This is a genomic window from Paracoccus aurantiacus (genome assembly GCF_007993065.1).
Lineage (GTDB): Bacteria > Pseudomonadota > Alphaproteobacteria > Rhodobacterales > Rhodobacteraceae > Paracoccus > Paracoccus aurantiacus.
In genome coordinates, this window is sequence record NZ_VOPL01000001.1 from 364679 (window position 1) to 382522 (window position 17844).

19 protein-coding genes and 2 pseudogenes are annotated in these 17844 nt (G+C 65.0%); 11 read left to right on the forward strand and 10 right to left on the reverse strand.

What is annotated here, in order from left to right; translation table 11 throughout:
• Positions 1-60: 60 nt before the first annotated feature.
• Positions 61-489 carry a MerR family transcriptional regulator gene (locus FQV27_RS01755; protein WP_007426244.1) on the reverse strand — a complete coding sequence of 143 codons (429 nt, stop codon included), beginning with the start codon at positions 487-489 and terminating at the stop codon, positions 61-63.
• A 173-nt stretch (positions 490-662) separates the two neighbouring features.
• On the opposite strand from FQV27_RS01755, the gene FQV27_RS01760 reads away from it, so the two are divergent.
• From FQV27_RS01760 to lnt, 10 genes and pseudogenes are all read left to right on the forward strand, one after another.
• On the forward strand, positions 663-1265 hold the full coding sequence (locus tag FQV27_RS01760; protein ID WP_246132959.1) for an SCO family protein: 603 nt from the start codon (positions 663-665) through the stop codon (positions 1263-1265).
• Positions 1266-1270: 5 nt separating this feature from the next.
• Positions 1271-1693: a disulfide bond formation protein B gene (locus tag FQV27_RS01765; protein WP_090735045.1), complete on the forward strand. Its 423-nt coding sequence runs from the start codon at positions 1271-1273 to the stop codon at positions 1691-1693.
• The gene (locus tag FQV27_RS01770) at positions 1690-2349 is read left to right on the forward strand and encodes a DsbA family protein (RefSeq protein WP_090735043.1); all 660 of its coding nucleotides are present in this window, start codon (positions 1690-1692) and stop codon (positions 2347-2349) included. The genes FQV27_RS01765 and FQV27_RS01770 overlap by 4 nt, the downstream gene beginning before the upstream one ends.
• Positions 2350-2372: 23 nt before the next feature.
• The gene (locus FQV27_RS01775; protein WP_090735042.1) at positions 2373-2840 is read left to right on the forward strand and encodes a copper chaperone PCu(A)C; all 468 of its coding nucleotides are present in this window, start codon (positions 2373-2375) and stop codon (positions 2838-2840) included.
• Entirely contained in the window at positions 2840-3466 is a 627-nt protein-coding gene (locus FQV27_RS01780; protein ID WP_090735040.1) for an SCO family protein, read from the forward strand. The genes FQV27_RS01775 and FQV27_RS01780 overlap by 1 nt, the downstream gene beginning before the upstream one ends.
• Positions 3463-4836, forward strand: a complete 1374-nt coding sequence (locus FQV27_RS01785; RefSeq protein ID WP_090735039.1) for a M23 family metallopeptidase — start codon at positions 3463-3465, stop codon at positions 4834-4836. The genes FQV27_RS01780 and FQV27_RS01785 overlap by 4 nt, the downstream gene beginning before the upstream one ends.
• Before the next feature lie 3 nt (positions 4837-4839).
• Positions 4840-5295 carry a DUF411 domain-containing protein gene (locus FQV27_RS01790; protein ID WP_090735037.1) on the forward strand — a complete coding sequence of 152 codons (456 nt, stop codon included), beginning with the start codon at positions 4840-4842 and terminating at the stop codon, positions 5293-5295.
• A 12-nt stretch (positions 5296-5307) separates the two neighbouring features.
• Entirely contained in the window at positions 5308-6090 is a 783-nt protein-coding gene (locus tag FQV27_RS01795; protein WP_101498978.1) for a ZIP family metal transporter, read from the forward strand.
• A 19-nt stretch (positions 6091-6109) separates the two neighbouring features.
• Positions 6110-6568: a signal peptidase II gene (gene lspA / locus FQV27_RS01800; RefSeq protein ID WP_147096822.1), complete on the forward strand. Its 459-nt coding sequence runs from the start codon at positions 6110-6112 to the stop codon at positions 6566-6568.
• A gap of 50 nt (positions 6569-6618) precedes the next feature.
• A pseudogene (gene lnt / locus FQV27_RS01805) lies at positions 6619-8142 on the forward strand (apolipoprotein N-acyltransferase).
• On the opposite strand, the gene FQV27_RS01810 reads toward lnt, so the two are convergent.
• Positions 8123-8635, reverse strand: coding sequence for a L,D-transpeptidase family protein (locus tag FQV27_RS01810; protein WP_090735033.1), 513 nt, complete (start codon positions 8633-8635; stop codon positions 8123-8125). The pseudogene lnt and the gene FQV27_RS01810 sit on opposite strands and share 20 nt — an antisense overlap.
• A 63-nt stretch (positions 8636-8698) precedes the next feature.
• Positions 8699-11053 carry a heavy metal translocating P-type ATPase gene (locus tag FQV27_RS01815; RefSeq protein WP_090735031.1) on the reverse strand — a complete coding sequence of 785 codons (2355 nt, stop codon included), beginning with the start codon at positions 11051-11053 and terminating at the stop codon, positions 8699-8701.
• 181 nt (positions 11054-11234) lie between these two features.
• On the opposite strand from FQV27_RS01815, the gene FQV27_RS01820 reads away from it, so the two are divergent.
• Positions 11235-11519 (forward strand): hypothetical protein, encoded by a 285-nt coding sequence (locus tag FQV27_RS01820; RefSeq protein ID WP_040610620.1) that lies wholly within the window; start codon positions 11235-11237, stop codon positions 11517-11519.
• Between the two features lie 36 nt (positions 11520-11555).
• On the opposite strand, the gene FQV27_RS01825 is transcribed toward FQV27_RS01820, so the two are convergent.
• The 7 genes and pseudogenes from FQV27_RS01825 to FQV27_RS19080 all read right to left on the reverse strand — a co-directional run bounded on the left by FQV27_RS01825 (position 11556) and on the right by FQV27_RS19080 (position 17826).
• Positions 11556-12236, reverse strand: a complete 681-nt coding sequence (locus tag FQV27_RS01825) for a L,D-transpeptidase (protein ID WP_090735029.1) — start codon at positions 12234-12236, stop codon at positions 11556-11558.
• Between the two features lie 157 nt (positions 12237-12393).
• Positions 12394-13470 (reverse strand): DUF2793 domain-containing protein, encoded by a 1077-nt coding sequence (locus FQV27_RS01830; protein WP_147096129.1) that lies wholly within the window; start codon positions 13468-13470, stop codon positions 12394-12396.
• A gap of 11 nt (positions 13471-13481) precedes the next feature.
• Positions 13482-13772 (reverse strand): annotated as a pseudogene (locus tag FQV27_RS01835) (hypothetical protein); the annotation flags it as partial.
• Between the two features lie 8 nt (positions 13773-13780).
• Positions 13781-14665, reverse strand: a complete 885-nt coding sequence (locus tag FQV27_RS01840) for a DUF2163 domain-containing protein (protein ID WP_147096130.1) — start codon at positions 14663-14665, stop codon at positions 13781-13783.
• Positions 14662-15288: a DUF2460 domain-containing protein gene (locus FQV27_RS01845; protein ID WP_147096131.1), complete on the reverse strand. Its 627-nt coding sequence runs from the start codon at positions 15286-15288 to the stop codon at positions 14662-14664. The genes FQV27_RS01840 and FQV27_RS01845 overlap by 4 nt, the downstream gene beginning before the upstream one ends.
• On the reverse strand, positions 15288-17705 hold the full coding sequence (locus FQV27_RS01850) for a phage tail tape measure C-terminal domain-containing protein (RefSeq protein WP_147096132.1): 2418 nt from the start codon (positions 17703-17705) through the stop codon (positions 15288-15290). The genes FQV27_RS01845 and FQV27_RS01850 overlap by 1 nt, the downstream gene beginning before the upstream one ends.
• Positions 17686-17826 carry a DUF7697 family protein gene (locus FQV27_RS19080; RefSeq protein WP_164555301.1) on the reverse strand — a complete coding sequence of 47 codons (141 nt, stop codon included), beginning with the start codon at positions 17824-17826 and terminating at the stop codon, positions 17686-17688. The genes FQV27_RS01850 and FQV27_RS19080 overlap by 20 nt, the downstream gene beginning before the upstream one ends.
• Positions 17827-17844 lie beyond the last annotated feature (18 nt).

The following is a 17844-nucleotide window of genomic DNA, read 5'->3' on the forward strand; positions in this document are numbered from 1 at the left end:
TACGATCGAAGAACTCCTGCGGCTGGTCTAAGTTCCTGCCGCGACATCGGCATGGTCCAATCAGGCCCCAATCTCGTCGTGCTCGGTCAGACATTCAGAATGGTCCCGCAATACCTCCAGCACCCGGCAATCCGCTGTCCGCCCGCCGCTGCACTCGTGGACCATGCGTTTCAGTTCCGTGCGCAGCGCCTTCAGGCGGGCCATGCGCTGCTCCACCCGTTTGAGCTGGCGACGCGCGATGGCATCAGCTTCATCACAGGGCCGATTGGGATGGTCGCTGAGGTCGAGCAGCTCGCGGATCGCATCGAGCGAGAAGCCGAGTTGCCGCGAGTGGCGGATGAAGGACAGGCGATCGAGTTGTGAACCGTCGTAGCGCCTCTGTCCGCCCTCGGTCCGGCCAGGTTCGGGCATGAGCCCGATCTGCTCGTAGTACCGGATGGTCTGCACCTTCGTGCCGGTCTTCTTTGACAGAGTGCCGATCGTGAGCATTCTCGCCTCCAGAAAAAGTATACAGTCCTTGTAGGTTTTGCGGTGTGAGCGGGCAAGTGCGGGATTCACAGGCGCGTGATGTCGCATCAAGGCGCCATCTTCATGCTTGAACCTTCAGTGGCTAGAGGATGTAGACGCGCAGACACACAAGGATCAATGGCAGGCGAACAGGATTGTCTCTTACATCGGCACAGAAGTTTCTTTGGGTTTTGGCAGGCGTGGCAGCGCTTGCCTTCGTATGGCTTTTACTCTGGTCCGACTATCGTGCCGACAGCGCCCGAACTGACGCCGAGCCGCCTTTCTTCGCTGAATTCGAACTGACGGACCACCAGGGTATGGTCCGAACCGAGAAGGACTTTGCGGGGCGCTGGATGCTTGTTTTTTTCGGCTTTACCAACTGCCCCGACGTCTGCCCGACGACCCTATCTGAGGTCGCGGCGGTGATGGACAGTCTGGGCGACGATGCCGCCAAGGTCCAGCCGATTTTCATCACCATCGACCCCGAACGGGACACGCCCGCCGCACTCGCCGAATACGTCCCGCTGTTCGATGCGGGCATCATCGGTCTGACCGGCACGCCGGAACAGATCGCCGCCACATCCGAGACGTTTCCGATCTTCTTTGAACGCGTCGAAGAGGCTGCGGCGCCGGATGGTTACACGATGGGCCACACGTCGCATTTGTTCCTCTTCGATCCCGACGCGGGCTTCGCCGACTCGTGGCCCTACGGCACCTCCGCCGAGGAGATTCTCGCCGATCTGGAAGAGAGGATCTGACCGAAATGAACCGCATATCCGGAGAAACAGCCCTCGGGCTAGCGTGGATCATCGCGCTCGTCGCCTCGCTTGCCGTGCTTTTCATCGGCGAGGTGCTGGGGCAGACGCCCTGTGTGCTGTGCTGGTTCCAGCGCGCCTTCATGTTCCCCTTGGCCATTGTCCTCGGGCTCGGCCTTTGGTGGCGGGACGGCCGCGTGGGGCGCTACGGCATCGCATTGGCGCTTGGCGGCGGCGCAATCGCCCTCTGGCACATGGGGCTGTACGTCGGTCTTGTTCCCGAACGCATCCAGCCCTGCACGGCCACCGGCCCCTCTTGCACCGATGACAACCAACTGGTCTTCGGCATCCCGATCCCGCTGATGGCGCTCGCCGCCTTCGCGCTGATCGGGGCGCTGTCGGCCCTTTCATTGAAGGACACACGAACATGAACCGACGCGGCCTGATCCTGTCCGTTCTCGCCCTCGGCGTCGCCGGTTTCGGCGGAGCCACCTGGTTTGCAACCCGCCCCGGCCCGGTGGCCGAAGCGGAGCCTGTTGCGCCGGAACTCGCGGACGCGATGATCCGCCCCTACTCGCCCATCCTCGGGCCTGCGGAAGCGCCCGTCACGATCGTCGAATTCTTCGATCCGGCCTGCGAGGCCTGTCGCGCCTTTCACCCCTTCTTGAAGGACATCATGGCCGAGCATGGGGATGCTGTCCGCGTCGTGATCCGCTACACGCCCTTCCACGGCGCGGCATCCGAGGAAGCCATCCGCGTGCTCGAGGCGGCGCACATGCAGGACGTTTACGTGCCGGTGCTCGAGGCCGTTCTGCGGGAACAGCCGAGATGGGCGTCACACGGTGCCCCGGCGCCTGGCCTGATCCTTCAGATCGCCGCCACGGCCGGACTCGATGCCGAGGCCGCGCGCACGCAAATGCTGGCACCCGATGTCGTGGCGATCCTGAATCAGGATCGTGCCGATGTAGAGACCGTGGGAGTTCGCCAGACGCCCACATTCTTCGTGAACGGCAAGCCGCTCGATCCATTCGGGGAGGCAGAACTGCGGCGATTGGTGGCTGCCGAAGTCGCTGCCGCGCAAAGCTGAATGGAAAGGGCAGGATCAAAACGATGAAAAAGTATATTTTGACCAGCATACTGGCGGCGCTTTTGACCCTTGGAGGCCTCTCAGTGCCCGCGCTGGCCGGACCCGAGGATGTTGTCGTCGAGAACGCGTGGTCCCGCGCCTCCATCGGGGTGAACCGTCCCGGGGCCGCTTACATGACGATCCGCAACACTGGCGACGAGCCGGTGACGCTGATCGGCCTTACAACACCGCTCGCGATGATGCCCGAAATTCACGAGACGAAGACCAATGCCGAGGGTGTGAGTTCCATGAGCCCGGCGGGGAAAATCGCGATCGCCCCGGGCGAGAGCGTCGCGCTCGAACCGGGGGGCCTGCACGCAATGCTGATGCGGCTGCAAGAACCGATGACGGAAGGGGAAACCTTTCCGCTGACCCTGCTTTTCGACGACGGAGGCGAAGTGACGGTCGAGGTGACGATCCTCGGCATCTCCGCGCGGGGGCCGGAGGACTGATGCGGCGACGGGCGATCCTAGGGTACGGCGCGGCTGGTGTCGGGGTGGTCGCCCTGATGCTCTTTGCCGGTTGGTGGCAGGTCGATGGCCCCGGTGGACCTGAGCCTATCGGGCAGCGGCCTGTGGCTCTGACCGCGATGGATTTCCGTCTGACGGATCATGAGGGCAACGCGGTCGGGCCGGAAACCCTGATCGGGCGACCGACGATGGCGTTCTTCGGCTTCACCTACTGTCCCGATGTCTGCCCGACCACGCTCTCGGACATTTCGGGATGGCTCGACGATCTGGGAGACGAGGCCGACGAGATGAACGTGGTTTTCATCACGGTCGATCCCGAGCGCGACACTGTCGAAACGATGGCCGAATATGTCGGCTACTTCCATCCGGCGATTCGCGGCTGGACGGGGCCGGAGGAGCAGATAGCGCGCGTCGCGGACGGCTTCCACGCCACCTACGAAAGGGTGCCGACGGAGAGCGGCGATTACACGATGAACCACAGCGCGAGCGTCTTCCTGTTCGCAGCCTCTGGGCGGTTCGTCACCATGATCGACTATCACGAACCCAGAGAATTCGCGGTGCCGAAAATTCGCCGCGCGCTGGAAGAAGAAATGGAGGGGGCGACATGAGGCTCAGAACTTTGGCGGCTTGTGTCGCAATTGCGGGGACGGTTCCCGGGGCAGCTATCGCGATCTCCGATCTTTTGTCGAAAGAACCCGTGCCGCCGGAACTTGCCCAGGCAGGTAGCTGGATGCCCCAAGGTCCTGAAGCCCCCCAGAACGTTGACATCCCCGTGATGCTGCCCGCGGCGGCATGGGCAGACGATGCATCCGACCTCAGCCCGCTGCCCCTTCTGCAGGTCGCGTTTGCCGACAGGCCGGTAAGGGCGATCGAGCCACCGCTGTCGACGTGGTCGCGCGACATTGCACCAGGCGAGACGCTCGATTTCTTGCTGTCCGAAGCTGGACTTGCGGCTTCTGACAGAGCCGAAGTTGCCCTCGCGCTTGGCGCGGAATACGATCTGCGACGGCTGCGGCCGGGGCACTCGGTCACTGTCGCTTCGACCATGGACGGCAGCCCCCGCACCGTCTCACTTGCCGTCGAGGACGGGGTTCGGATCGAGGTGGTTTTCGGCGAGCAGTTGTCCACACAGGTCGTGACTCCGGATCCGGAAATCGTAACCCTTGCCGGCAAAGCCGTGATCGACAGCTCGATCTTCGCGGCACTCGACGAAGCCGGCATACCCGCCCGTTTTTCCGTGGACCTTGCGCAGATGCTGGGTGGGACCGTGGATTTCCGCCGCGAGATGGCCGGCGGCGAAGCACTAAGGCTTCTCTGGCGTGAGGCGCGGGTCGGCGAGGACAGGATCGGACAGCCCGAACTCGCCTTCGCCGCACTGGAGATCGGCGGTTCGCTTTACGAGATCGTATGGCCGGACGACGGCAGCGGTCAGGCGACGATCTACGTCGATGGCGAGGTGCTGCGCGTCTTCGCACAGCCGGTCGAGGGTGCGCGCCTGAGCTCGGTGTTCGGACGCCGCACGCATCCGGTCTTTGGCAACGTCCGGATGCACACCGGCGTCGATTTCGCAGCGGCACGTGGGACACCGGTTCAAGCGACGGCACCGGGGCGGGTCAATTTCATCGGCTGGCGCGGCGGATATGGTCGCGTGGTCGAAATCTTGCACGGCTCCGACACCATGACGCGCTACGCGCATCTGAGCGCCGTGCCGGAAGACTTGGCACAAGGCCAACGCGTTGCGGCGGGAGACGTGATCGGCCGCGTCGGCGCGACTGGCACGGCGACAGGTCCGAACCTGCACTATGAGGTGCTCGTGGATGGGCGCCCGACTGACCCCCTCTCTGACGACCGGCTCGCCGAAGCAGCCGAGCGCGAAGCGGATGATACCGCCGCGCTCTCGCGTCTGGCCGAGGCGCGGGCGCTTCTGAATGAAAACCTCGGCAGCGAGATTGCCGAAACGATAACCGAAAGGCTCTGATCCATGAAACGCATGACCCAAGCTCTGGCCATCACGCTCGCCCTTTCCCCGGCGGCACAGGCCCTCGCAGAGGCAACGGCGATCGACGTCCGCAAGACGAACGGATGCGGCTGCTGCCTCTCGTGGATGAACCATCTCGAAGAAAACGGTTTTGCGCCGACCGGCCAGGACATGTTCGGTGGATCGCTGGTTCGCTTCAAGCTCGACAACGGCGTGCCGCAGCGCATGGTCTCCTGCCACACCGCGCTCATTGATGGCTACGTGATCGAGGGCCATGTCCCGGCCGCTGACATCCGCCGCCTTCTCGAGGAGCGCCCGGACGCCGTAGGCCTCGCCGTTCCGGGGATGCCCTATGGCTCGCCCGGTATGGGGCCTGAGGATGACCGCGAAGCCTATGATGTCTTCCTCATCCGCGAGGACGGGGCGACGGAAGTCTTTTCAAGCTACGCCGAAGGATAATCTGGCCCGCCCATGGAAAATCTGTCCCCGATAATGCTCGGCTTTCTCGGAAGTCTCGCCGCCGGTTCGCTCACGGCAGTCGGAGCAGCTCCCGTGCTGTTCGGGCGCATCCCGTCCCGGGCCACGCGCGATCTGTCGCTCGGCTTCGCTGCCGGTGTCATGCTGTCAGCCTCGTTCTTTTCGCTGATCATCCCGGCATTAGATGCCGCAGAGCCGATGTTCGAGAACGGCGCGATGCCTGCGGCCATCGTATGCGTCTCGATCCTTCTGGGCATGGGGGCTGTCGCCCTGATGAACGAAAAGCTGCCGCACGAGCATTTCAAGACGGGACGCGAAGGGCCCGAAGCGGCGTCATTGCGGCGGGTCTGGCTGTTCATCATCGCGATCACGATCCACAACTTTCCCGAGGGTCTCGCGGTCGGGGTCGGGTTCGGCTCCGGTGGCATGGAAGGTGGCCTCCCACTCGCCATCGGCATCGGCTTGCAGAACGCGCCCGAAGGATTGGCCGTCGCGGTGTCGCTGCTGGGCGAGGGATATCCGAAGCTGCGCGCCTGGGGCATTGCGGCGCTGACTGGCATGGTCGAGCCGATTGGCGGTCTGCTCGGGGCCGGCATCATCACACTGTCGGAACCGCTGCTTCCATGGGGACTGGCCTTTGCCGCGGGCGCAATGCTCTACGTCATCAGCCACGAGATTATCCCCGAAACCCATCGCAGCGGCTATCAGAACAGGGCGACGCTCGGCCTGGCTGTCGGGCTCGTTCTGATGCTGTTTCTCGATGTCTGGTTGGGGTGAGGCAATGTCACTACCCAAAGTGATCGGCGTCTTTGCCGCGCTTGCTGCGTTCGCAATCGATCAGATCACCAAAGCCATTGTCGTTGCGAATGCCGCCACTTTTAGCGCCAGGATTTCCGTGTTTCCGGGATTCAACCTCGTCTTTTCTCGTAATGACGGCGTGACTTTCGGGATGCTGGGCGGCGCGCCGTGGTGGAGCCTCACCGCTCTCGCTCTTGCCATCTGTGTTTGGCTTGCTGTCATGCTGTTTCGCGTCGAAAATGCGGCCGAAACACTTGCCTACGGCGCGATCATTGGCGGAGCGCTGGGCAATGTCATCGATCGTGTGCGCTATCGGGCTGTAACAGACTTTCTCGATTTCTACATTGGCACAACACATTGGCCTGCCTTCAACATGGCCGATGTATTTGTCGTCAGTGGCGTAGGGCTCTTGCTCGCCGCGCCATGGATCAGCGCGCGGCGTCCGATCAAGTCGTGAAGACGGAAATTCTGAACCGCATCGCTCTGCGCCCCTGTTTGCTTTCGCGGATGACGCTTGGTTTCGCCGCCGGGGCGCTGACGGTTCTGACTTTCCCGCCTCTTTCGATTCTCCTGCTTGTTCCCGTTGCCTATTCCGCGTTGTTTGTCGGGCTTCGCGATCTCTCCTTCGGGCGCGCTTTCCTCGTCGGCTGGGCGTTTGGTCTCGGCCAGTTCGGTTTCGGGATTTCGTGGATTGCAGAGAGTTTCTACGTCGAGGCCGAGCGGTTCGGGGCGATGGCGATCCCGGCCGTCGCGGGATTGTCCGCAGGTCTCGCGATTTTCCCGGCCATTGCCGCCGCGCTTTTCGCCGAAATCGCGCGGCGTGGAGCCATGGGCAGTCTCTTGGCCTGCCTCCTGTTCGCGACCTCCTGGACCGTGGCCGAGTGGTTGCGCGGTCACGTTCTGACAGGTTTTCCATGGAACCTCGCCGGCTACGCTTTGGTCGATTACGCCGCTCCTCGCCAACCCGCCGCCTGGGTCGGAAGCTATGGGCTAAGCTTTCTCACCGTGTTCGTCGCGGCACTTCCCGGCGCGGCTGTCATGGCGTCCGGGCGGCAACGATTGACCGTTTCGCTCATGGCGCTGGCGGGCATCGCGACGATGTGGGCTGTCGGCACGCTTCGCCTCCAGTCGGATGCACAACAGCCACCCGGTGTCGACCTGCGCATCGTCCAGGGCAACATTCCACAAGAGGAGAAATGGGCGCCCGAGAACCGCGAGGCGACCTTCGCGCGCTATCTTGAGCTTTCAACCCAGCCCGGCGATTTCGACGTTCTTCTTTGGCCGGAAACCGCCTCTCCGGGTTTCCTCGATGAGGATACGGAGGCACGGGATCGCATTGCCGCTGCGCTACCAGACGGCAGGGTGCTGCTCACCGGTGTGCCGGACCGTGTACCGAGCGAAGATGGCACCCGATATTGCAACACGGTCTAGGCTTTTGGCGCGATCGGCAGAATCCTGACCGGATACGCGAAACATCATCTCGTACCCTTCGGCGAATATGTGCCATTCCGCGGCTGGTTGCCCATCGAGCGGCTGACGGCGGGGCTCGGCGACTTTACGCCCGGACCGGGCCCACGAACGCTTGCACTTCCGGGTATGCCGCTGGTCGCCCTAGCGATCTGCTATGAGATCATCTTCCCAGGCCATGTGGTCGACGACCTGTTCCGACCTGACTGGATTTTCAACGCGACGAACGACGCCTGGTTCGGCACCAGCATCGGACCGGAGCAGCATCTGGCTTCCGCACGGATGCGCGCCGTAGAGGAAGGCCTTCCTGTCATCCGAGCCGCGAATACGGGCATCTCCGCGGTCATCGACGCGAACGGAGAGATCGTTGCGCGGCTCGATACCGGCGAAACGGGCATCATCGACGCTAGCCTGCCCTCCGCGCGACCGCCGACACTCTACGCGAGCTTCGGGGACTGGATGCTGCTGGCGCTCATCTTGGCTTCGTGGAGCTGGGCAATGGCGACCAATGCGACGGCGCGCTACCGCCGCATGAGAAACACCGTCATGCAAAGATGTGGATAGGTGTTCCGTCCTTCACCATTGCATAGATGTCCTCGATCTGCCGATCTGTGACCGCGATGCAGCCAGCTGTCCAGTCGCGGACGTCCGTTGGGTCGATGCCGGGTCGTGGACCACCATGGATGAAGATGTCGCCCCCGGGGGATCGGCCCTGCGCCTCGGCAAAAGCGATGTCGGCCTCATTCGGATAAGAGATGCCAACCGAAAGATGATAAGTGCTTTCAGGGTTGCGCTTATCGACAACGTAGTTGCCCTCCGGGGTCCGACCGTCTCCCTCGAATTGCTTGTGACCTTCGGGCGCGAAACCCAGTCCGACCGGATAGGTTTGCAATACTCGATCGGCTCCGTCGAGAACAAGCAAGCGCTGCCCCTTGTAGAGCCGAACACGGGTCACCTCGGGTCCGCCATAGCTGCGGAACTTGCTGGCACAGCCGGACAAAAACGCTGCCAGCCCGCCTAACAGGACGGCGCGGCGGGGAAATCGGATGGTTTTCACTGCTCGATGCCTCTTTCGTGAGGTCTGATATGGACATTACGTTACCTTGCAAATGCTGCGTGATCAATGTCCGTGGGCAAGCGCGGCCTTTGCCATTTGTGGGCCAACCTGTTCACCGCCGGACGGCGGCGCCTTAGCCTCTTGGCTGTTCAGCAGGCGCAGGGCGTTGGCCACCACCAGCAATGACACTCCTACGTCGGCTGCAATAGCGCCCCACATCGATGCCACTCCAAACGCGGTAGCGACAACGAAAACGCCCTTGGTCGCCAAGGAAATACCGATGTTCTGATGGATAATCGACATTGTCCGGCGCGAATGACCGATCAGCCAAGGCACCTTGCCGAGGTCGTCGGTCATCAGGGCAATATCCGCAGTCTCGATTGCCGCGTCCGAACCAACAGCACCCATCGCGATGGCGTAATGCGCCCGCGCCATGGCGGGGGCGTCGTTCACCCCGTCGCCGATCATGGCCACCATGTCATGCGTTTCGACCAGTTCTTCGATGGCTGTCACTTTGTCTTCGGGCAGAAGCTCGGCGCGGACCTCGTCGATGCCGACCTCGGCTGCAACGGCGCGCGCCGTCCGCTCGTTATCGCCCGTCAGCATGACGATGGTCTTCACGCCTTGCGCGTGGAGCTGTGCCACGATGCCCTCGGCGTCGGGGCGGATACGGTCGCGCAATTCCAGGATGCCGGTCACGCCGGTGTCGTCGCCCACGGCAACAAGGGTGCTGCCAGCCCCTTCGATGCGGTCGCGCAAATCCTTCGGAATGGCGTCGCCGAAACCCTTCTCCTCGGCAAACCGGTCCGACCCTAGCCAGATCGACCGGCCGTCAGTGCGTCCTTCAAGTCCCCTACCAGGAACGGTTCGGGTATCTTCTGCGGCGGACACCTTGATGCCGTCGGCTTCTGCCCGCGCGAGAATGGCGCGCGCCAAGGGATGCGAGGAACGTGCCTCGAGCCCCGCGGCGAGGCTCATCAGATCCTGCGCCGATGCTCTACCCAGCGGATGCACCGCCGCCACCTCGGGCACGCCCATGGTGATCGTGCCGGTCTTGTCCATGGCCAGTGCAGTGGTCTTGCCCGGTGCCTCAACATATGCACCGCCCTTGATCAGCACTCCGGCCCGCGCTGAGGCGGTGAGTGCGGCGACGATGGAGACCGGTGTCGAGATGACCAGAGCACACGGGCAGGCGATCACTAGCAGTACGAGTGCATTGTAGAACCAATAATCCCAGGCCCCACCGAAAATGAGCGGCGGCAGCAGGGCAATTGCAATGGCGAGAGCCATGACGATAGGCGTGTAGATGCGGGCGAACTTCGCCACCCATTGCTCCACCGGCGCGCGGCGGGCATGGGCGTCGCCGACCATGCGGATGATCTTGGCCAAGACGGTGTCCGAGGCGGCCTTCGTGGCGCGCACCGTCAATGTGCCTTCGCCGTTGATCGTGCCGGCATAGACTTCGTCGCCTCGTTCCTTTGGGACCAGCGCACTCTCTCCGGTGATTGGCGCCTGATCGACCGCGCCCGCGCCGTCCGTCACCTCACCATCGAGGGGGATACGGTCGCCACCGCGTACTATGAAGCTTGAGCCTACGGCGACTTGAGCCGCCGGAACGTCGGCCTCGCTTCCGTCTTCGCGGATCACGCGCGCCGTCGGTGGTGCAAGATCCAAGAGCGCCGAGACCGCATTCCTCGCACGCCCGACGCTCCAGCTTTCGAGGTAGAGCGAGAGCGAGAAGAAGAACGCAACCGTCGCCGCCTCGAAGAATTCGCCAAGCCCTATGGCACCGGCCACCGCGACCACCATCAGCAGGTTCATGTCGGGCGACAGCCTCCGTGCGGACGACCATGCCTTGGGTGCCACGAGCCAGACACCGAACAGGATCGCAACCGCGAATAGCCCTGCCTCGACCAGTGGCATCGGCGCTTCGCCGTGCCCTGCGAAGAGGCCGAGTGCCCCCCCCATGCCGGTCTCGATGATGTGCCACAGAAATCCCGCGGCCCAGAAGCCGCCACTGAGCGCCGTAAACAGCCGCTGTCGTGCAAGATGGGCCGCCTGGTCGACCGACGCGTTTTCGGCATCCCAGGGCTTGGCGGTCATGCCGGTGCTTGCGACCAGTTCTGCAATTTCGCCGTCCGATACACTCTTGGCGCTGTCGAGAATAGTCATCCGTCCATTGATCACGTCGAACGCGAGATGCTCGGCCCCGCCGATCTTCGGGCCAACCACCTTGTTCAGGATCGCGACCTCCTCGGCGCAATCGAGGCCGGACACCTGAAAACTGCGCCCGCCCGTCGGCGCGGGCGTCGTCGGCTCGATGTCGCCGCACGTTCCCGCGCTCCCGCAACAGTTGCCGCCGTTTGCCTGGTCGTCTTCGGCATGATCGTGATCGTGGTGATGGGTGTCGGACGGCATGAATGGACCTCTGGATTCGGGTGCATCACCATGACATAGCCCCTACAGTAGCTAGAGCTTCAAGAGCAAAATACGGTGGTATTTCAGTTTGTATTTTTGCTAGAAAGTGCGGTGATCCGTGCGGTTTTAGCACTACCCATGAAAACCGTCGCGAGGAGTGGCATAAGCGGAAGGAACAACAATGCTGAGTATTACTCGGACACGGATGAAGATGGCTGTCGTCGCACTCTTTCTGACCGCAAGCTGCGGCTCGCAGGAGGTCGGCCAGTTGCCTGCCACTGAACCCGAGTCCGGCGTTCCCGAGATCGTTCTCGAATTGGCGGCGGACGGTCAGGATCTCTCAACCGTCCGCCTGCTGCCTGACGACGGGTGTTACTGGTACGAGCATCGCGGTCAGGTCGAGACAACGCTCCTGCCACTTCGGGCAAGAAACGGAGCGGCTATCTGTCGGCAGGCGCAGGCCTGACGAATGCGAACGGCAGCATCCGTCGCTCGGCGCGCATCACCACAGGTCGCCAACCTCTGGTGCCGCAAGGCTGCCTTCCGCCGAATAGAGATACGCCGTCGAGCCGATCTCGACACGTGGATAGAGACTGTTGATGTGCGCCATCACCATCCTGACGCAACCCGAGCTGGCTCGGCTGCCGATACTTTGCGGAAACGGGGTACCGTGAATCCGCAAATATGTGTCGCGATCCCCGACGTAGAGGTACATGGCCCGCGATCCGAGCGCGTTCTCGGGCCCGGGTTCCACACCACCCTCGAACTGCGCATAAATCTCCGGTTCCCGCTCGATCATGTTCTGGGTCGGGGTCCAGTGCGGCCACTCGACCTTGCGCTGTATCGTATAGATACCCGGTTCGTAGAGGTCGCCACGCCCGATCGCCACGCCATAACGCATAGCGGTTCCACCCTCCTCGATATGGTAGAGATATCGCGCGACCGCATCGACATGGATATCTCCCGGTACGAGACCGTCCTTCGCGACGACTCGTTGCGGCAGGAACCGCGGGTGCAGACCCCAAGGATTGGAGGTTTCGGGGACATAATTTGGAGGCGTCACCTGTGCATCCCAGGCAGCCTTCTGCGCCTCGGTGGGCCAGGTATCGGCGAGGAGTGGGCCGGAGACCGACGCTGAAAACAGCGCTGTGGTTGATCGAACGAAGTGTCGTCTTGTCAGCATTTGGCAGCCTTTGTTCTGGGCATTTGCGCAGGCTCGCGAGGCACGAGCAGCGCTTTCGTGTCTCGATATGCAACCTCCACCAACTAGAGCTTCAAGGCATTTCTTTCCGCTAGCGCCGCACAGGTCAAAGGGGCGTGTGCAATCCCGTTGTTGCCGCTCAGCCGATCTTCGCGCCCCAGAACGAGGTGTGGTCAGCCGCGAAGTAGCCGTCCGCGACCCGGAAATACCCCTGCAACTCGACGGTGTCGCCCGCAGTGAGCGGGACCATGGTCTGCAGCCAGATCGCGGTGGCTAGCGAGACATGGGTGGCGGAGATTTCGCCGAGGGAGCCGCGGATTTCCGTCGTGCCGTTCAGCACGAGCCGCCCGCGCATGCGGGCCGTGGCGCTGGCGTTGATCTTGTAAAGCAGCGTCGCGCCGAAGAGGTAGGTGCCATCCGAAGGCGCCACGAAATGGTTGTTCGCGGCGTCGAACGCCCCCTGATCGTTATAATCGGTGTTGTTCAGGCCGATCTTCGTCCAGGTTCCTACGCCGACATAGTTGTCGTAGTTGGTGTACGCCTTGAACCGCGGCAGCCGCGGCTGGTCGACGATGCCGGTGGCGTTGTCGACGCTCAGCCCGTCGAAGAAGGTACTGCCGTCGGCCGAGACGGCGAGCCGGAACCTGTCCGAGCCGAACAGCCCGACCAGCGCCTTGGTCACGAAGCCGGTCTGGAGGGTCAGCCCGAGATCGCCTGCGGCGGCCTCCTTGTTCATGGTGTAGAAGAGATCGCCGGTCCCGCCCTCGGCCACGGTCTTCGCGGTCCAGAGTGCCGCGTTCAGCTTGGCCGAGAACGGGTTCGACGCATCCGCCGTGGTGCCGATCCCGAGGAGCGCCATGTTCTGCAAAGCGTGCGGCGTCGTGCCAACCCAGCTCGCGCCGTAATAGACCAGCAGCAGGCCCTCGTCCTCGACCCATGCGCGCCAGCCGATCCGCGGGGGAAGTCGCAGCCAGGCGCCATCGGTCCAGAGCGCGACGTTCAGGTCCCAGCCCGCCCAGTCGCCCGTCGCGCCCGAGGCGACGATGTAACGATCGCCATCGGCGGGAGAACCGGGCGGCGCGGTCAGGTCCCGGTCGAGGACGGAGAGCTGGACGAGCCCGTCGAGGATCCGCAGCGCCTCGTTGTGGGTGACGTGCTTCTGGGCCTGCGCCGCCAGGATGTAGGGAAGCAGGAGATGGGTCGTGGCGTCGGACATGGGAAAAGCCTTCAGAGTATCAGCGTGACGGTCTTGGGCGCGCCCCGCCCGACGAGGGCGGAGAGCTGGAAGATGCGGATGTCGAGCGTGTCGCCGGGGGCGAGCGGCGCGCCCCAGTCGGCGGTTTGCTGGGCGGCGGTGTAGAGCGCGCTGGTCGTTTCCGTGCTCAGCACCCGCTTCACGGCGGGGCCGTCGAGGATCTCGACCTCGTAGGCTTCCAGTTCCTCGGCCAGCGGCACCTCGAGCCCGCCCCAGCTGTCGGCCGCGAGGGCTCGGGACCTGCGCGTCCAGCGGGTGGGATCGGCGGAGGTCACAGCACGCCTCCCTCGTGCCCACCGTCCTTGGTGGCGTAGCGGAGTACGGCGTCCTGACCAGGGATGTGCGGGAAGCCGCGAAAGTTGGCGGTGTTCGCGAACTTCGCCCCGCAGGTTTCCATCCGTTTGTCGCAGCCCGCACGGATGGTGAAGCCGTCGTCCTCGGCTATGGACCGCACCGGCGCTTCGAGCAGGGTCAGCACGGCGATGCCGTCCGTCACGTCGTGGCCCAGCACCTCGGTGCGCCGCCCGGCGTTCGCACCACTGGCCCATTCGAGCGTGCCGAAGGTGAACCAGCCGGAGGTGAAGCCGCCAAGTCCCGAGGCGGTGAAGGCCCGGTCGCGCAGGAGATCGATGACGGCGCCCGTGCCCTCGTAGGCCGGGTCCTCCAGATCGATGCCGCAGCGCGCGTCCCCGAGCGCAGCGTCGCAGGTCGCCTGGAAGGTCCGCCCGACCGTCTGGCCCAGCACGTGCGCGAGCGAGCGGACCTCGGCAACGAAGGCCAGCCGCCCGCGCCGGATCTGGCCGATGGCGCCGCGCCGCATCAGCACGCGCTGGCTCGTGTCCGCCCAGTTCACCCGCCAGACCTCGACCTCGGCATTGTCCCAGCGGCCATCGAGGATGTCGGTCTCGGTGATCCGGTCCGAGGTCAGCACGCCTTCAGCGTCCTGCGCATCGACGGACAGGTCCGAGCCGGAGCGCACTTCCGAGGCCGTGAGCCCGCTCTCCGGCTCGAACTCCGTACCGTCGAAGCTCAGCGTCCGGTCATGGTCGGTGAAGCCGAAACTCGCGCCATCGGCGCGGGCGATACGCCAGCACCAGGCGAGCGTCGTCGTGCCCTCGTCGAGATGGGCCTGCAGGGCGGGGTCGAGGGTCTTCATCGGCGCAGTTCCAGCAGCGGGATGGAGGTGATCGAGCCGAGCCGCTCGAGGTCGAGCGTCACGTCGAGCACGTCGGTGTCGAAACGGACCGGCACGTCGAACTCGAAGCCCGCGGTGATGGCGAGGCCAGCGCCCGGCGCGGTGCTGAAGGTGACGACGCCGGTCGTGGCGTCGACCGACCAGCCGGAGGGTTGTTCAATCCCGGCAAGCGCGATGCGCGCGCTGCCCGCCACCGGTTTGGCGATTGCGCGCGTCCAGGATTGCGCGCCTGAGGCGTAGCGCTTCACCAGCTGGAAGGCGGTCGTCGCGCCATCGCCGGTGCCGATCGCCTGATCGGTGGGCGAAGGCGTGCCCGAAGGCAGGCAGGACTTGTGATCGCCCCAATCCTTGAACCGGAAACCGTGCAGGCGCCCGTTGCGCGCCTCGAAGAAGGCGACGACCGCCGCCAGATCGTCGGCGCGGCGAATGCCATAGGCGACGTCGTAGCGGCGACGCGAAATGGCCCAGCTGGCGTTCCTCTCCTCGTCGCCCGAGGCGAGCTCGACGATCTGGGTGCGCCGCTCCGGCCCGCCCCGCGCGCCGCGACTGATGTTGTCGGGAAACCGGACCTCGTGAAACGCCATCACATGCCCCTCCGCCCGAGCGAGACCGCACGGGCGATGTCTGCCGCGACCTGCGTGCGGGACTGCCGGAAGCTCTCGGCGTCACGCGCCATGATCGTGACGTTGACCCCGCCACCCGCGCCGTAGCTCTGCGCCTCTCGCCGCGACAGCACCCGCTCGCCGCGCTGTAGGATCGCAGGCACCTCGTCATGGCGCAGCCCCGCCATGCCGCCTGAATGCATTCGCGGGGCAGCGGCGAAGGCCATGGCCGGGACCATCCGAGAGGGCCCAGCCGATCCCACCATCCCGCCCGCATGCAGGACGTTGGCGAAGATGCCGCCCGCCCCGGAGAACACGCCGGAGAGCGCGTTTGCGATCGGCCCCAGGATGAACCGCCGCGCGGCCAGCTGGGCGAGATCGGCCAGCAGCGAGGTGACGAGATCGCGGAAGTTCAGCTTGCCGGTCCGCACGAACTCGCCGACAGCGTTCTCGGCGGACTGGAAGGCGCCGACGAGGCTCTGGCCGATGTCGCCGCCGATCTCGCGGGCCTTGCTGGCGTAGTCGGAGAGCGCGGCGGTGACCGCCCGCCAGCCGGTGACGGCAGCCTCGGTCGCGGGCTCCGCGGCAGCGGCGGCGGCTCCGGCCGCCGCACCAGCACCTGTGGCGGCGCGTCCGGCTTCACCAAGCGCCGTCTCCAGCCGTTCGGCCGCGCCGGTGGCCTCGGTCAGCCCATCGGCACTGGCCTCGTCGGTGCCGCGCACGGCATCGCGCAGCGCCTGCCAGCTTTCGAGAGGCGCGCGAGCGCCCTCGGCCAGATCACGGGCCGCGCCGCGATAAAGGTTCGCAGACTCGAGCGCCCTGTTCACCGCCTCGGTCAGACCGAGATCAGGCGCGGAGAGCGGGTTGTCCTCGAAGGCCCGGTCGAACGCCGCCTGCGCCGCTGTCGTGGCGGCACTGGCCGCACCCTCGAAGCGGTTCTCGATCTCGCCGAGGTCGAGGTCCGGCACCAGCGAGATGCGGCGCTCGGACCCGAGCGCTTCCAGCCCCTGGTTGATGCCCCCGATGAAGCCGTTGATGCGGGAGACCACGCCGTTCAGCATCGCCTCGACGCCGTCGACCAGGCTGTTCGCGGCCTGGAACGCCAGATCGCCGATGGCGGAGGGCAGCAAGCCCCAGATCGCCTTGATCGCCTCGTAGGCTCCCTCAAAGGTGTTCGCGGCGCTGTTCCCGAAACCGACGACGCTCTCGATGGCGCTCTGCATGCCCGATGCTGCGTCCGCCTTCAGGTCGAAGAACATCGCCGTCGCGGCCGCGCCAGCCGCAGCTGCGCCCATCCTGATCCGCTCCCAGACCTCGACCGCGAGGTCCTTCAGGAGCGACAGTGCCTCGCCGAAGCCGCCCGCCCCGGACACGAGGCGGGTGAACTGGTAGACGAGTTCGCCCGCGCCGACGATCAGCGCCCCGATGCCGGTACGGATCAGCGCGCCCCGCAGCAGAACAAGCGCGGTGGATAGGCCGCGTACGGAGAGCGCTGCCGCGGCCATGCCAGCGACCCAGCGTCCCGCGAGGAAGGCGGCGAAGGTGGCAGCGTAGGTCGTCAGGCGGCCGATGTTGTCGAAGAGACCACGTATCGCGATGCCAAGCGGACCGGTGCGGCTGGCGACCGCCGCCATGGCGTTGGCGACCGCTTCCAGCGCGGGGGCTGCAGCGACCGCCAGCTGGTTCGATAGCCCGCGCCAGATCAGCCCGAGCCGGGAAATGGCATCGTTCGTGCGCTCGATCTGGTCGGCGTCCTGCTCCGATACGACGACGCCGAAGGCGAGGACATCCTCCGTCGCCTGGCGCAGCGTCGCCGTGTCGATCCGCGACATGGCGATGGAGCCTTCCTCGCCGAAGAGCTGACCCGCGACCGCCGCGCGTTCGGCGGCAGGCACGAAGCTCTCGATGGCGGCGTTGATGGCACCCACACGCTGGTCCAGCGGCAGCGCGATCAGGTCGGTGGCGGAAAGGCCAAGCCGGTCGAGCGCGTCGGCGGCAGGGCCGGTCCCGGCCGCCGCCTGGCTGAGACGGCGCGTCAGATCCTTGGTGGCCTGCTCGATGCCGGACATCGAGACGCCCGCCAGCTCGCCCACCCGCTCGAGCGTCTGGATCGAGGCGACGGTCGTGCCCAGCGACTGCGCCAGCTTGGCCTGCGCATCCACCGTCTGAAGCCCAGAGCGGACCATGGCCACGCCAGCGGCGGCTGCGGCGGCAACCGCCGCTGCGGCGGCCACGCGCACCCGTCGCGAGAAGGCTGCGAGCCGGGCGTTGGCCGCTTCCATCTCCCGGCTGAGCCGTCCGAAGCCGCGCGCGCCAGCCTCGCCCACGCCTTCCAGTTCGGCGCGCACCTGCCGTCCGCCCACGGCGGCGAGGCGGACGCTAACTCGTTTTTCCGCCATGGGAGTGATCCATCTGTTCGTTGAGTTTGGCGACCATCACCGCTTCGATGACGGGCAATAGTTCGGCCATGGCGATCGGCGGCACGCCGAGGGCGTCACCGAGCGCCAGCGCGGCGGACATGTCCCAGCCGATCACTAT